Source organism: Natronomonas sp. (assembly GCF_046710025.1).
Classification (GTDB): Archaea; Halobacteriota; Halobacteria; order Halobacteriales; family Haloarculaceae; genus Natronomonas.
This window is the reverse complement of sequence record NZ_JBKEGK010000044.1, coordinates 1-14,635: the sequence shown is the minus strand read 5'-3', so window position 1 is coordinate 14,635 and position 14,635 is coordinate 1. Positions and strand designations below refer to the sequence as shown.

The 14,635-nt window shown below is 63.5% G+C and carries 16 protein-coding genes and 1 pseudogene; 9 read left to right on the top strand and 8 right to left on the bottom strand.

From position 1 onward, the window contains the following. Together ACI944_RS04965 and ACI944_RS04960 are read right to left on the bottom strand one after the other, a co-directional pair. Nucleotides 1–476 (bottom strand): annotated as a pseudogene (locus tag ACI944_RS04965) (phosphorylase); the annotation flags it as partial. Nucleotides 477–586: 110 nt separating this feature from the next. Then, nucleotides 587–1,318: a hypothetical protein gene (locus ACI944_RS04960; RefSeq protein ID WP_411717957.1), complete on the bottom strand. Its 732-nt coding sequence runs from the start codon at nt 1,316–1,318 to the stop codon at nt 587–589. 123 nt (nt 1,319–1,441) lie between these two features. Here ACI944_RS04960 and radB point away from each other — a divergent pair, with 123 nt between their 5' ends. Then, on the top strand, nt 1,442–2,146 hold the full coding sequence (gene radB, locus ACI944_RS04955) for a DNA repair and recombination protein RadB (protein WP_411717956.1): 705 nt from the start codon (nt 1,442–1,444) through the stop codon (nt 2,144–2,146). Nucleotides 2,147–2,172: 26 nt separating this feature from the next. On the opposite strand, the gene ACI944_RS04950 is transcribed toward radB, so the two are convergent. Beyond that, on the bottom strand, nt 2,173–2,826 hold the full coding sequence (locus tag ACI944_RS04950) for a ribonuclease HI (RefSeq protein ID WP_411717955.1): 654 nt from the start codon (nt 2,824–2,826) through the stop codon (nt 2,173–2,175). 192 nt (nt 2,827–3,018) lie between these two features. Between ACI944_RS04950 and ACI944_RS04945 the strand changes: the two genes are divergently transcribed. Continuing rightward, nucleotides 3,019–3,975, top strand: a complete 957-nt coding sequence (locus ACI944_RS04945; protein WP_411717954.1) for a phytoene/squalene synthase family protein — start codon at nt 3,019–3,021, stop codon at nt 3,973–3,975. 6 nt (nt 3,976–3,981) lie between these two features. Here the strand turns inward: ACI944_RS04945 and cruF are convergent, their stop codons facing one another. From cruF to ACI944_RS04930, 3 genes are read right to left on the bottom strand one after another with little or no spacing between them, the layout of a single operon-like run. Further along, complete coding sequence (gene cruF, locus ACI944_RS04940) at nt 3,982–4,809, bottom strand: bisanhydrobacterioruberin hydratase (protein WP_411717953.1); 828 nt, start codon at nt 4,807–4,809, stop codon at nt 3,982–3,984. After that, a complete protein-coding gene (locus tag ACI944_RS04935) occupies nt 4,802–5,680 on the bottom strand; it encodes a prenyltransferase (RefSeq protein ID WP_411717952.1) in 879 nt (292 codons plus the stop codon). Before ACI944_RS04935 ends, cruF begins: the two co-directional genes overlap by 8 nt. Continuing rightward, nucleotides 5,677–7,155: a phytoene desaturase family protein gene (locus ACI944_RS04930; protein ID WP_411717951.1), complete on the bottom strand. Its 1,479-nt coding sequence runs from the start codon at nt 7,153–7,155 to the stop codon at nt 5,677–5,679. Before ACI944_RS04930 ends, ACI944_RS04935 begins: the two co-directional genes overlap by 4 nt. Before the next feature lie 92 nt (nt 7,156–7,247). Between ACI944_RS04930 and ACI944_RS04925 the strand changes: the two genes are divergently transcribed. Further along, on the top strand, nt 7,248–7,943 hold the full coding sequence (locus ACI944_RS04925; RefSeq protein ID WP_411717950.1) for an SDR family NAD(P)-dependent oxidoreductase: 696 nt from the start codon (nt 7,248–7,250) through the stop codon (nt 7,941–7,943). Nucleotides 7,944–8,146: 203 nt separating this feature from the next. Here the strand turns inward: ACI944_RS04925 and ACI944_RS04920 are convergent, their stop codons facing one another. Next, nucleotides 8,147–10,120: an archaea-specific SMC-related protein gene (locus tag ACI944_RS04920; protein WP_411717949.1), complete on the bottom strand. Its 1,974-nt coding sequence runs from the start codon at nt 10,118–10,120 to the stop codon at nt 8,147–8,149. Between the two features lie 97 nt (nt 10,121–10,217). On the opposite strand from ACI944_RS04920, the gene rdfA reads away from it, so the two are divergent. The 6 genes from rdfA to ACI944_RS04890 all read left to right on the top strand — a co-directional run bounded on the left by rdfA (nt 10,218) and on the right by ACI944_RS04890 (nt 14,419). Beyond that, on the top strand, nt 10,218–10,838 hold the full coding sequence (gene rdfA, locus ACI944_RS04915; protein ID WP_411717948.1) for a rod-determining factor RdfA: 621 nt from the start codon (nt 10,218–10,220) through the stop codon (nt 10,836–10,838). 263 nt (nt 10,839–11,101) lie between these two features. Beyond that, nucleotides 11,102–11,557 carry a hypothetical protein gene (locus tag ACI944_RS04910; protein ID WP_411717947.1) on the top strand — a complete coding sequence of 152 codons (456 nt, stop codon included), beginning with the start codon at nt 11,102–11,104 and terminating at the stop codon, nt 11,555–11,557. A 53-nt stretch (nt 11,558–11,610) separates the two neighbouring features. Beyond that, complete coding sequence (nth, locus tag ACI944_RS04905; protein ID WP_411717946.1) at nt 11,611–12,294, top strand: endonuclease III; 684 nt, start codon at nt 11,611–11,613, stop codon at nt 12,292–12,294. 164 nt (nt 12,295–12,458) lie between these two features. Then, the gene (dacZ, locus tag ACI944_RS04900) at nt 12,459–13,265 is read left to right on the top strand and encodes a diadenylate cyclase DacZ (protein WP_411717945.1); all 807 of its coding nucleotides are present in this window, start codon (nt 12,459–12,461) and stop codon (nt 13,263–13,265) included. After that, nucleotides 13,265–14,056 carry a mechanosensitive ion channel domain-containing protein gene (locus ACI944_RS04895; protein WP_411717944.1) on the top strand — a complete coding sequence of 264 codons (792 nt, stop codon included), beginning with the start codon at nt 13,265–13,267 and terminating at the stop codon, nt 14,054–14,056. Before dacZ ends, ACI944_RS04895 begins: the two co-directional genes overlap by 1 nt. 99 nt (nt 14,057–14,155) lie before the next feature. Continuing rightward, nucleotides 14,156–14,419, top strand: a complete 264-nt coding sequence (locus ACI944_RS04890) for a hypothetical protein (protein ID WP_411717943.1) — start codon at nt 14,156–14,158, stop codon at nt 14,417–14,419. A gap of 7 nt (nt 14,420–14,426) precedes the next feature. Here ACI944_RS04890 and ACI944_RS04885 read toward each other — a convergent pair. Further along, nucleotides 14,427–14,635: acyltransferase (locus ACI944_RS04885; RefSeq protein ID WP_411717942.1), on the bottom strand; the 209-nt coding region annotated here is incomplete at its 5' end.

The following is a 14,635-nucleotide window of genomic DNA, read 5'->3' as shown; positions in this document are numbered from 1 at the left end:
GGCGGGCGGAGTGTGACCCCCTCGGCCAGCGATTCGGCCTGAGAGACCAACTCCGAGTCAAACCCAAACGCTCCACGGTCAGTGTAGGGATCGGACGCGATCGGAACTGACCCCTCCTCGTCGGGATCGAACCGGCACTTGTCGTCCCAATCTAAGAGCCGATCGGCGACGACGACCGACCCGATCGGGAGGTCGGGCGGCCCCCCGGCGACGCCGACCGAGCACACGAGCGCCCCGTCGAGGTCGACCGCTTCGCTCGCACACACTGCGGTTGTCGTCGTCGCGGCGGCGGTTTTGCCGATTCCCGTCGGGACGAGGCCGAGGCCGCGGCTGGTGTACTGAAGCGGGGCGGACAGCCCCGGCACGTCGACCGCGTGCTCGAACTCGTATGCGCGCCGCCAGGGATCGGCCTCGCTCGGGACGCCCTCCAGGTCGTCGAACGCCGGTAACACGAGCGCACGCAACGTGACTGACATACCGTTGGGTCGTTCGAAGGGAAAAAAAGGGTGGGGTCCTCCGAAGACGGGGGACCGGGGTTCGGACGACAGCGCGGGATCGGCCCTGATTGTGGCGAACTGGCATCGATTCAGCCGTCGTCCCGATCCCGGTGCCGGCTGAGCGCCGCCCCCATCGACAGTTTCCCGAGCGCGACCTGTCGGGCGAGTTCTTCGTCTATCGCGCGCTGGTCGTCGCCCCGTTCGCGAGATCGTTCCTGTACCATCCGTATTTCGCCGACCGTGGGCTCAACGTCCCGCGATTCGACCTCCTCTCCCTCGGTTCGGGCGATGTTGACCGCCGCGAGCACGTCGCCCATGCCGCGGACGCCACGGCCTTGATACGGCGTCGTCCCAGTCTCGTCGACGAGTTCGACTGGGGCACTCTCGATCGCGTCGACGATGCGGGCGCCGCGAAGGCGCGCGCCGTCGCCGATCCGAACCAGCGGGTCGGCTGCATCCTCAAGTTCCCGTTCGATAATCTCGGGGGCGTCGGAGCCTGGAACCTGGAACGCCGCGACGACTGTCCCGCCGGACATGACGACGATCCCAGGGCGGTCGCCGGGATCGACGCCGACGACTGTGCGGCCGTCCTTGCCGCGAAGGTTCGCGAGTGCCGTCTCGACTGCCCGTCGGGGATGATCGGGTGACGCCCGAACCGTCGGTATCGGCGGATGTTCGTCCTCGGGACCGACGATAGCGACCGCCGCAGCGTCCGGGAGTTCTTCGCCCGGTTCGAGCGTATCGAACCTGACGTTTCGGTCGCGCAGCTCCTCTACCACGTCGTGGTACACCTCGAAGTCCGCCGTCGCGACGACGATCACTGCCAATCTCGTACGCGCAGGGATGTATTAAATTCGGTGGCGTGGGCGAGTTAGCCTCGGACGACGGCGACGGGTCGGAGTCGGGTGCGTGGGTTTTTAAGCGAACGCGCCGAACGTTGCGATGTGAGCGAGCTGCTTCCGACGGGGTGTGAGTCGATCGATTCGTTGCTCGGCGACGGCCTTGAGCGCGGGGTCGTCACGCAGGTGTACGGCGCGCCGGCGTCGGGAAAGACGAATCTCGCGCTGTCGGCGGCGATCCGGACCGCGGCGTCGGGGGGGACGGCGCTGTATATCGACACCGAAGGCATTTCGCTGGACCGATTTGAGGCGCTCGCCGAAGCCGCCGCCGATGGCGACGACGTCGAAGCGATCACGAGTCGGGTAATCGTTTCCGACGCCGTCGACTTCACGGAGCAGCGCGAGGCTGTCCAAGACGCCGGTGATCTTGCAGAGCAGACCGATCTGATCGTCCTCGACAGCGCGACGGGGTTCTATCGACTCGAACGCGATAGCGACGACGAGGGGGAGACACTCCGAACCGTCGCCCAACAGGTGACCCACCTCCTCGCACTAGCGCGACGACACGACATCGCGGTCCTCATCACGAACCAGGTGTATTCCGACCCCGAGACCGACAGCGGTCGCCCGCGACCGCTAGGCGGGCACACGTTGACCCACTGGTCCGGGGTCGTCCTCCGATTCGAGCGGTTTCGCGGCGGAAACCGGCGGGCGACGCTCGAGAAACACCGATCGAAACCGGCCGGCGAAACAGCCCGTTTCCGGATCACGGACGCGGGGCTTGAGGCGGTCGACGAAACCACGGCCTGAGGTTGTGAGGTCAGCGTCGCTTTCGCTCAGTCCGATGCCGGTTCGCCACCCGGTCGGTCCCGGTTGGCCCGCGACGGCGGCGGATAGACGCCCTCGTCGGGCGACCTGGCGCGTCCGTCAGCGGGCAACACACACCGTTCAGGTTCGCGGTTGACGTGTCGGTACTGGTCAGGAGCGTTCGCGAGGGGGTGTGCAGGGTTTTCGCCGCTGTCGATCCGTGCGGCACGGAGTTCGTCGAACCCCGCGACGCGGGCGCGGATCCCGCGCCAGTGGTGGCTCGTCCCCCGCGGCACGCTGAAAGGGTGTGGCGGCCTAGTATCGGGACCCCGGCCGGCGAGAATCGCCCGATTGACGTTGGCCGCCAGGTCGTCGTGGTCGACGAGGACACCGACGCGGGCCGTCCGCGGCGTACGGGCGGCAAGTACGTCGAGCCCGAGATGCAGTGCCCGGTACTCCGCGATGTTGTTATTCGGCACGGCGTCGGGCAAAGAAAGTCGGGCGACCCGTTTGCCGCCGCGCGTTTCGATGACGACGCCCAACCCGCCGTCGCCCTCGGTGCGATAGGAGCCGTCGGTCGCGATATAAAAGTCCCGACAGTGGGTGCGAGGGGGGTGTGCGATGTGCGGCGTGGGCGATTCGTCGAACAGGTTCCGCAGTGCCGGCCGGCTGTAGGCGGCCATACGATACCTTGGTCTCCGTCGTTACATAAATCCATGGCCCAGATCGGCCAGAGCAGCAAAATATGCCCCGACTCGACGCCCCCCGACCGGCCGATCAGCCGGAAACCGGGAGGGCCCCCCGATTGGGTACCAGTATGGTCGTGCCGACGCACAAACACATAAGGTATCTGCGACCGTACATGCGAATGGTAAATGGTCGACTCGACTCAGCTTGCGGAAAGCAAATCAATACATCGAGAGACCGGGAAGACCTTTTATTACGCGACTCGGCTGCTCCCCGAGCGCGTCCGCCACTCGACGTACGTCCTGTACGCGTTTTTCCGGGTCGCGGACGAGGTCGTCGACAACCCCGAGGGGTCGAGTCCGACTGAACAACACGAGCAGTTGCTCGAGATTCGCGATGCGGCACTGGGCCGCGAGCCGACCGATGACTCCGTGTTAGCGGCGTTTTCCGAGCTCAGAGAGCGTCACGACATCCCGGACGAGGAGGTCGAGACGTTCGTCGACGCCATGCGGACTGACATCGAGAAGTCGAGATACGAGACCTACGACGAGCTTGAGACGTACATGCGCGGGTCGGCTGCGGCGGTCGGCGTCATGATGACGATCATCATGAAAACAGGCGACGACGAGTCGGCGCTTCCAAAGGCGAGGCGACTCGGTGAGGCGTTCCAGTTGACGAACTTCCTTCGCGACGTTGGCGAGGACATCGTCGACCGCGATCGGATCTACCTTCCGAGGGAGACGCTCGACGCATACGGCGCCGATCCGGCAGATATCGAGAGCCGACGCTTCACCGAGGAGATCGGGGAGGCAATCGAACACGAGATGCGACGCGCCGAGCAACTCTACCGGGAGGGTGTCTCCGGCATCAAGTACCTCCCGATAGACTGTCAACTCCCCGTCCTCACCGCGGCGGTTCTGTATGCGGACCACCACCGGCTCATCCGCGACCGGGAGTACGACACGGTCACAGCGACGCCCTCTATCGGCACGCTTCGAAAGCTCTCTTTGGTCGCGAAGACGCGATGGTACTGGGTGTGGAACAAAGACCCCGAAGCGGTCTTCGCAAAGGTGAGCGAGATCCCGACCGTCGAGGAGGAACCCGCGCCGAGAACCCGCCCCGGAGATCCGGTTCCAATGGGGTAACGCCGCTTACCGCTCCGGAAAGTCAAATCGGTCTGTTCGCCACAGCCCATATCCGAACAGCGCAGCGAGCAGCGCCGCGATCCAGTTCCCGAAGTACGCGTTGATGACCCCCCACAACACGACGAAACTCACCAGATCGTCGAGCATGAACTGGCAGCGCTCAACGCGGGAGTACAGTCCCTCGCGGTCGAACGCGCGATCGAGAATGCCGACGGCGACCACTGCCGAAAGCACCCACCCTGCGTAGTTCGTCCACGGCACGCCGTAGTACCAGCCGCCGGCGGCGTAGCCCCAGAACCCGAGCGAGACGGCCGCCGGATCAAGCGCGAGATCCATTCCGACGACGGCGGCGACGACCACCGGGAGTCGGACCGCGGTCCGTCCGGCCAGGTCCCCAAGAAGCAACAGACACAGCAGATAGGCGTTCACCACGAGCGGGAGGAAAAAAAGCGGAAGCGCCGCGGGCACCTCCCCGCCGATCATCGGTCCGAGGTTGACACCGTACTCGAAGACTCCGTACGGATAGCCGGTGACTACCCCGACGGCCTCGATCGCGTAGGTGTATCCACAGAGGGCGAGAAGACTAACAGCCGTCCGTCGGGTGATGAGCGGTGCGACGCCGGCGATGAGGGGCAGCCGCATCACGGCGATACCGAAGAGCAACAGGTAGGGGTTGAAATTCAGCGGCCCCGGCAAGAGCGCCTCCGCGGAGGCCAAGAGCGTGATTGCGCCGATCGCGGGAAAGACCACGGCGATCGTGAAGCGGTTATCCTCGACGACTTCGTCGAGACGGCGTTCGAGGCGGGCCCGGGCCGGCAGTTCGACGCTAGCCATACAGCATCACCCAGAGCGCGGCGAGGGTCAACGCCGTCCCGGCGGCCGTGTTGAGCACCGGAAACCACCAGTAGGCTCGATCGACGGAGACGGGAGAAACAGCGACAAACGCGACGAAGACCGGGTAGACGCCGAGGACCGCGGCAAAAAACGGGTGGACGGTTCCGAACACTACGGCGGCGGCGAGCCAACAGAGCCCACAGTAAACGTAGGTTCGGGACTCCCCGAGTGCCGTCGCCGTCGTCTCGATACCTGCCGCCCGGTCGGGGTCGATATCGGGGATCGCCGAGAACGTGTGCATACCCATCGTCCACAGCCACCCGCCGAGAATCGCGGCCGGCGGCGGGGCTGTCCCAGCGATGGCCGCGTACGCGATGACACCGGGGAGGACGTAGAGCCCGTTTGAAATCGAATCGAGAAACGGCGTCGTCTTGAATCGTAGCGGCGGGGCACTGTACTCGACGGCGAGAAACAGAAACGCCGCCAGCGCGACGATGCCGGCGGCGGGCAACGACGGCACAAACGCCACCGCCAGGGCACCAGTGAGCGCGACAAGTCCGGGGACGAGTCGGCCGCCGCGATACTGAACCTCCCGCCCTGCCTCGTCTTTTTTCGGGTTATCGGTGTCGACGTCGGCGTCGAACACGTCGTTGACCCCGTAGAGGAACACGTTCGCAGGGAGCAGAAAGTACGCGAACAGCGCGACGGCTAGGGGGGCAAACAGCTCCGCCGGGGTTCGGGCTGCGTAGACGACACCGACCACCACGGGCCCGGCGAGGTAGAGCCAAAACCGAGGGCGCGAGAGCCGGAGCAGATAGCCCGCGGTCGTCCGCTCGCTCGGCAGGAGTCGATCCAGGACGGGTTGGGTCATACGGCGTCGTCAAGCAGGGCGTTGGCGGTGTGTTCGCCGCTTATGAGGCACATCGGGACGCCGATCCCGGGGGTGGTGTATGAACCGGTGTAGTAGAGTCCGGGAGACGCCTCCGAGCGGTGCGACGGACGGAGCAGGGCCGTCTGTTTGAGGGTGTGCGCGAGGCCGAGCGCCGTCCCCTGCATGCTGTTGTATCGGTCGGCGAACTCCGAGACCGAGAACTGTTCCTCGAAGACGATCCGGTCGCGCAACTCGACGCCGGTGTTTTCGGCGATATCGTCGAGAACGAGGTCACGATACCACGTCCGAACCTCCTCGGTGTCGTCGAGTCCCGGCGCGACGGGGACGAGTGCGAAGAGGTTCGAGTGTCCCTCGGGGGCGACGCTGTCGTCCGTCTTCGAGGGGACACAGAGGTAGTAAGCGGGGTCCTCGGGCCAGGCCGGATCGTCGAATATCTGCTCGAAGTGCGGGTCCCAGTTCGTCGGCAACACGAGCGTGTGGTGTTCGAGCGGTTCTACATCGCCCTCAACGCCAAGGTACAGTAGGAACGCCGAGGGGGAGTACGTCCGCGACTCCCAGTAGTCGTCGTCGTACTGGCGCTCGTGCTCTGGGAGGAGTTCGCGCTCGGTGTGAGCGTAGTCGGCGTTGCTGACGACGTAGTCCGAGTCGAATGTGCCGGCCTCGGATTCGACCGTGAAGCCATCGCGGCGGTTGAGAATCTCCGAGACCTCCGCGTCGGTAACGTATTCGACGCCCATTCCCTTACCCAACTCGACGCAGGCGTCGACAACCGACTGGAGGCCGTTCTCCGGGTAGTAGACGCCGAGGTTGAAGTCGACGTGGCTCATCATATTGTAGATTGCGGGCGTATTGGTCGGCGCACCGCCGAGGAACACCAGCGTGTACTGCATGATCTGGCGGAGTTTCGGGCTCTCGAAGTAATCGGCGACGTAGTCGTCCATCGTCCCGAGCAACTGGAGGCCGATCGGGGCCGCACGCATCACGTCGAGGTCGACCCAATCGCGAAGGCGGGGGCGATCCTCGTAGATGAAGTGCTCCATGGCGACGCCGTAGTGCTCTTCGGACGTGTCGAGGTACTCCGCGAGCGCATCGCCAGCCCCCGGTTCGTAGGAGTCGAACAGCTCGTACATATCCTCGCGGTCGGCGGTGATGTCGACGGTGTCGCCATCTTTGAAAAAGATCCGGTAGTGCGGGTCGAGGCGTTCGAGTTCGTAGAAGTCCTCCGGTTCGTGGCCGAAGTGGTCGAAAAACCGCTCGAAGACATCGGGCATCAGATACCACGAGGGACCCATGTCAAACTTGAAGCCCTCGGCTTCGAGCACGGACGCGCGCCCGCCGAGGCCGTCGTTCTTTTCCAGTACCGTGACGTCGAAGCCGGCATCGGCGAGATAACACGCCGTCGACAGGCCGCCGAAACCAGAGCCGACGACCACCACGGAGGGGGATCGAGACATATCACACGGTACGGTCGGGAGCCATATGAAAACGTGTGTGGTGGAAAATGCCACGGGGAAACGACCTTGCCGCCCCCGGACGAATCGGTCACATGGACACAGCAGTCGTTACGGGTGGCTCACGCGGCATCGGCCGGTCGGTTGCGGCGACGTTCGTCGAACGCGGTGCCCACGTCGTCGTCTGTGCGAGGGACGCCGAGGAACTCGAGCGCGCCGTCGCAGACATCGACCCGTCCGGCGAGGCGGTGACGGCGATGCGTGCGGACGTCCGCGACGAGTTCGATGTCGAGCGTCTCGTCGAAACCGCCGCCCGGGCAGGTGACGCCGCAGGAATCGACTGTGTCGTTGCGAACGCCGGGGTATTTTACGGAACGCCCGGTGAGACGGCGATCGAGGCGGTCCCGTACTCGGCGTTCGACGATACGCTTCGGACCAACGTCCGCGGGGTGTTCACCACCGTCCGCGAGTCGATCCCACATCTGACCGCCGACGCGCGCGTACTCGTTCCGTCGGGACGGATCGCCCGCGAGGCGACGGATGGGTACGGCGCTTACGCGGTCTCGAAGGCAGCCGCCGAGGCAGTGATCCGCCAGTTCGCGGCCGAAACGACGTGGCCGATGGGGGTCGTCGACCTCGGGATGGTCGAAACCGAACTGACGGACCACGCGAACGGTCGCGACCCCGGGGATATCGCACCGATGTTCTGGTGGGCGGCGGTGGAAGCCGACCCCGAGACGGTCGATGGCGAGATCGTCGGGCTGCGGGAGTGGAAGCGGGCTACGAGATGAGATCGACCCGCGATGTCGTTCGCTTCATTTTATTTATGAAATATTTAGTCAAAACTAACAGATTAAAAACAAAAGCGGATGGCCGGGGTGTATAGATGGTCGAGACAGCGCCCGAACCGAATCGGGAGCATAAGTAGATCGTTACCGGTGTTTCCCGGCGGGCGTTCGGCCGGGGGGTAGTCGGAGATTCGATGCGGGGGCGATCAGATATCCGATATCCGGGGATACGCGTCGGGGAGTGCAGCGGCGTCCTCCGGCAGCAAGGCGACGACGAGGCGCTCGCTGAACCCTTCGACGTATTCGACCAGCGCGGCGATCCGGGCGGAGTCGATCGCCTCCAGCGAGTCTAAAAGCATGAACGGGACCGTCTCGTACACCTCGTGGGCCAGGTAACCGGCCAGCGCGAAGACGAGACCGGTCACCTCTCGTTCGCTCTCCGAGAGGTGATCGATCGTGTCCTCGTACGTCACCCCGCTGTCGGTCTGTCGAACGATATGGAGTTCGAAAGCGCGCTTTGTGACCTTGCGCCGCCCATCGCGCACCTCCTGCTCGACGCGTTCGAGCCAGATCCGTTCGAGATTGCTGTACCCGAGCGTCTCAAGCACCGAGTCCATGTGGTCGTTGAATCCGTCGACGGCCTGCTCCTCGATGCGGTCGATCCGGGTCCGGAGATCCTCGATCTCCGCGGTTAGCTCCTCGCGCTGCCGGCGAAGCTCCGACTCGGCGTCGAGGCGACCCTCAATGCGATCGATCTCGGCCTCGGTATCCTCGAGGTTCTCCTCAAGACGGCCCAGTTCGTACTCGTATTGATTCGCCTCTTTGTGGAGTTCCAACACCGCCTCGTAGCCGTCGCCGTCCTCGAGATCCTCGATTCCAGCCTCGAGGTCTTCGATCTCCGCCTGAAGCGTCCCGCGGCGCTCCGTGAGGCGATCGATGGCCGACTCGCTCCGCTCGATATCGGATTCGAGGTCGGCCCGCTGTCGTTGTAGCTGTTCGCGCCGGCGTTGGTGCTGTTCGAGGTCGCGAACCTCCTCGGTCAGTTCGTCGAGCCGTTCCTCGATATCGTTCACCTCGCCGAGTTTACTCCGGCTGAGTTCCTGAAGCCGATCGACGGTTGCCTCGATCTGGTCGCGTGAGACCTCGCTCCCACACGTCCAACAGGTCGTCGTCGCGTCTGGAAGGAGGCCGCCCGTCACTTCGTCCTCGTTTCTGTCCGCGTTCGCGTCCGTGGACGGGGCCGGAACCTCGAGCGCCTCAAGACGGTCGCCGTCCTCGCCGTCGAGCATGTCCTGGTTGAATCCGATGACGCTTTGAACCTCGTTGAGCTCCGATTCGAGTTCGCGTTTCTCCGTCCGGAGCGTCTCGATCCGCGCCTCAAGTTCTTTGATCTTCCCAACCGGAGCCGACGGCAGGTCCCCGATCTCCGTGTCCAGTTCGCGTTTCCGGACCCGAGCCGATTCGAGGCTCTCGCGTTCGGTTTCGAGTTCATACCGGATGTCCTCGAGTTCGGACCGCTTCGTTCGGAGGTCCGCGAGTCGCTCCTCCAGTTCGGCCTTCTCTGCTCGCGTCTGCTCGACGGTCACGTCCTTGGACTCGAGCGTCGATTCGACCGACGCGAGCTTGTCCGTTGTCTCGTCGATCTCGTCCTTGAGACGAGTCCGTTCGGCCTCGAGTGACGGTAACCGGTCCTTGAGACCGTCGAGCGTGTCGATTTCTTTCTCGATTTCGTCCCGCTCGCGGACGTGCCGTTCGATCTTCGTTTGTATCTCGTCGGTGTCGATGGGCCGCATGATCAGGTCACGCAGGTCGCCACCGGTCGCGACGGCCCGTCTGGCCTCGTTGGACTCGAGCAGGAACGCGAACAGATCGGCGAGCGTCGGGTCCTCGAGATACGGCTCCCCACTGGCGGCGATCGCCGGCGCCTGTCTGGTGAACTCACGGGTGTAGGTCTCCTCGCCGATCCGCAACTCGGCGGTCGCGTTGTCGGCGTCACCTTTCATCGAGACGTCGCTGCTCCCGAGGACAGCCATGATCGCCTGCAGCAGCGACGTCCGATTCGTCGCGTTCTCGCCGGCGAGGATGGTCACCCCCGGATCGAACGTTACCGATGTCTCGTCGATCCCGCCGATGTTCCGGACGAAAAGAGTGGCCTCCCCAACGGCCTGCTCAGTACTCATAACTCATCGTATCGCGCCTCGGCGCATAAATATGATGAAACATCGACTCCGGCGAGTTGAACACAAGATACTAGTCGGCGTCGTCCCTTCCTCAGATATGGAAAACACCGACGACCAGTCCGGTTCGGGCCGGGGTCGCCGGAGCAAGGTCGTCCGCCTCATCGAGGAGTACGATCTGGACTCGGTGGGCGATGAACTGGAACGGCTCTGGACTGCCGAGGAGGACCGAAAGAGTCTCAGACAGCTAGCAACGTATTTTAATCAACGGCTACTCAGGCGCGCGCTCGAACAAGCCGATGTCCGACCGCTAGATGGTGAGGTCGAAAACACGTACCGACTCCTGACTGACGACGCCGAAAACACCGATCGAACCCGGATCCGCCGCCGTCTCGAGCGCGACGGCCTCGACGTCAAGACGCTCGAGACGGACTTTGTCACCTATCAGGCCATCCGAACGTACCTACAGAAACACCGCGGCGCCGAGTATACGCCGGATGAGACCGATCCGATCGAACGCGAGGTCGCGAACGTGGAACGGCTCCGCGGGCGGGTCGACTCCGTCACCGAGGGCAAACTCGAACAGCTCCGTTCCGGCGGGCACCTCGATATCGGGCCGTTCCGGACGTTCGTCGACGTTCGCGTCGTCTGCGAGGAGTGTAACACGCAGTTCGATGTCGTCGACCTGCTCGAACGCGGCCACTGTGAGTGTTCGGAGTAAGCCCCAACAGTCGAGGAGACCGTTTCAGTCGGCGACGGTTTCCACTATCGGCGTTTCACTAACAGCCCTAAACGTGTTAGGGGTGACACCGCAGACGCCGCTGTGGTGATTCGGATGGGGAGATGAACACGCGGCGCGCGCTTACTTACCAGATATAAACATATAATTTCTATTTATCATGTCTTCGGATACGGCCGATCCGTCGACAAAACCGAACGGATTCGATTCCCCAGTTTTATTCCTCTGCCGGGTGTTCCGGTGGCATGGAGTGTTCGGTTTCGGGGGATGTCTCGCAGTATCTAAACGTGCTCTACGATACGTACGATCACTTCGATGTCCGTCAAACGACCGTCGGCGTCGATCACGATGGGTTCGAGGCGGTCGCGGAGCGACCCGATGGCATCGCAGTTCGCGTCAAGGTCAAGGGAGATGGCGGATTGATCGCGTGCCCGGACGGTGACGACTGGGTGCTCCCCGGTGGGGTGCTTGACGATGCCCCCGCTCCCGATACCGTTGCTGACGCAGTCAAGCGCTGGACGGGAGTCCAGTGCACTATCGAGGGGCTCAATCGAGTCTCGATCGTCGGCGTCCGATGCGAGGGCTGTTCGGAACTGTGGACCGTTTCGGCGACGTTTTCGGCGACAGCGACCGGTGGGTCGCCGCACGAGAGCGCTGTCTGGCGGGAGCGGAACGCGCCGGTCGCTACGCCGCTTCCGTGAATCGGGGCTGCCGGACTCGACATACCCAAGGGCCGCCCGCTCCCTGTCGTGATATGGGCACGCCACTCGACTCGCGCGAGGCACAGGTCGTCGAAACCCTCGACCGACTCTACGAACAGTACCCCGAACCCGAGATATCCCTGGAGTTTTCAAGCCGCCTCGAACTCCTCATTTCGGTCATCCTCTCCGCGCAGTGTACTGATGAACGCGTCAACGGCGTAACGGCCGACCTCTTTGAGGCATATGACGGCCCCGAGGCATACGCCGAGGCCGACGAGTCTGAACTCGCCTCCGCCATCGATTCGATCACCTATTACAACAACAAAGCGAGCTACATCAAATCCGCCTGTCAGGATATCGCCAAGACCCACGACGGCAGGGTGCCGGATACGATGTCCGAGTTGACGGACCTCGCCGGTGTCGGGCGAAAAACTGCGAACGTCGTCCTCCAGCACGGCCACGAGGTCGTTGAGGGTATCGTCGTCGACACCCACGTCCAGCGCATCTCGCGGCGACTCGGGCTGACTGAGGAGCACTCCCCGAAACGGATCGAATCCGATCTCGTGGGAATTGTCCCGGAAGACGACTGGAAGGAGCTCACCCACCTGTTGATCAGTCACGGTCGCGACACCTGCACCGCACGTAACCCCGACTGCTCGGACTGCGTCTTGGAGGACATTTGTCCATCGTCGAAGCTGGACAGCGATATCGATCTAGCCGACGGCAGCGAGTGGTGAGCCGTCGCCGACGTTTCGCGTCACGGGGCCACCGGTGTGTCGACGCCTCGGTTTGCCGGCTGGCAGACCGATCCAGTGGCCGATCAACCTGATCTTTACTCGCGCGCGCGAGTGGCGTCAGACGCCCCGCAACGCTTTTTTCCATCGGATTCGACGAACGAACAATGAGTGAACTCGGTGATCTGCTTGACGATATTGTGTCGGACGTCGACGGGACGCTCCTGTTTTCCCCGAGCGGATCGCTGTACGAGCGCTTCGTCGAGGGGGGCACCCCGGTCGTCGTCGCGACCGAGAACGCGGTCGACGCCGGGCAATACGTCGAGCTCCCCCTCGAGTTCGACGAGGTACGTGAGCGGGTCCGATTCGGCGTCGAGGGCGCTCTAGAGAACGGGTTCGTCGAAGAGGGCGAGCAACTCGTCTGCGTACTCGCGCTGTTTTCCGAGGATATCGACACGGTCACCCGCGTTCGAGCCGGCGATTTCGAACAGTCGGGCGTCTACGATCTCTTTGTCAATAGCCGTGCGGAACCGTCCGTCATCCGGAACGTTTTGGAGGTCGCGATCGAGTTAGGAAAGAAAGGACAGAAGGGCAAACGCGTCGGCGCGCTGTTCGTCGTCGGCGACGCCGGGAAGGTGATGAATAAGTCTCGGCCACTCAGCTACAACCCCTTCGAAAAGAGCCACGTCCACGTTGGCGATCCAATCGTCGATGTGATGCTCAAGGAGTTCTCGCGGCTCGATGGTGCGTTCGTCATCAGCGACTCCGGGAAGATTGTCTCGGCGTACCGGTATCTTGAGCCCGCCGCCGAGGGGGTCGACATTCCGAAGGGTCTTGGCGCGCGCCACATGGCGGCGGGCGCGATTACGATGGATACAAACGCGGTCGCGGTCGTCCTCTCGGAGTCCGACGGGCTCGTCCGGGCGTTCTCCGGCGGCGAGATAATCCTCGAGTTGGATCCGGAGGCGTACTGATGTACCCGACGGTCGTCCGCGCCTGGTCCGAGGGGCTTTCGACGTCCGAGCGGAACCTCTTTGTCGCCATCGTCGTCCTTTTTTTGGGGATCACCGCCGGCGCGCTCGCCGCCACGCTCGTTCGGCGTCTGCTCGTCGCCCTCGGTGTCGACGACGCTGTCGAGGGGACGTCCTTCGAGCGGACGGCAAGACAGTTCGGCGGCTCGACGATTCAGTTTCTCTCCCGCTTGGTCGGGGCGTTCGTCTTCTTTTTCGCAGCGCTGTACTCGATGCGGACTGTCGGGTTGGTTCCCGGTGAGGCGCTAATCGAGGAGACGGTCGCGTTTCTACCACGACTGTTCGTCGCCGTTTTCGTCGTGTTGGTTGGTCTCGTCGTCGGGGACAAGGCCGAAATCGTCGTCGATGAACGACTCCGAAGCGTGAAACTCCCGGAAGTGACCGTCGTCTCGACGCTTTTGAAGCTCTCGATACTCTACGTTGCCGGCCTCATCGCGCTGTCGCAACTCGGCGTCGCCACGGCGGCGCTTCTGGTGTTGCTTGCTGCCTACGCCTTCGGCGTCTTCTTCCTCGGTGGCTTGGCATTCAGAGACTTGCTCGCCTCCGCGGCCGCGGGTGTCTACCTTCTCATGTCGGAACCATACGCGATCGGCGACGAGGTCGAAATCGACGGCTGTCGGGGGATTGTCCAAGAGATCGACGTTTTCGTGACCCACGTGGAGGACGACGGCGAGGAGTACGTCGTCCCGAACCGGAAGGTGATTCGGGAGGGCGCGATGCGGGTCCGAGGCTGAGGAGTACACGGGAACCTCTGCATTGAAACGGTTGTGCTCCGAGGAGCCGGGGCAGTTGTGCCCTGAAGAGTTTAGCCTCTCCCCGACGAACCACCGGATATGCTGAACCTGAATCTTGAGTCGTTCATGATCGAACTCAAAGAGGGAAGTATCAAGAACGTCGGTCCAACAAACAAGTCAGCGACCGCGAAGCTCTTTGATCCAGAATCAGTCGAAGCACGCGCGTTCGGCGACAGCCAACTCAAGATCGTCGCGAGCGACGCCGACGGCAACGAGATTCAGGTCGCGCTGTTCCCCGAGGACGCGGCGTCGATCGCCGAGGACATTGCGGCGGTTCGCGAGGAGTTCAGAGAACAGGAGTAGGCTACTGTCAGCCGGTCGAGTGGGTCGCCTCATCGTCGGTTTCGAGGGGTTCGGCGGGAACCCCGGCCCACGTCTCGCCCGCCGGGACGTCCTCGGCGACGAGAGAGTTCGCGGCGACCTGTGCGTCCGGGCCAATCTCGACGCCGGGAAGCACGACGACCCCGGCCCCGATCATCGCCCGCTCGCCGATTCGGATCTCGCCGGTTCGGTACTCAT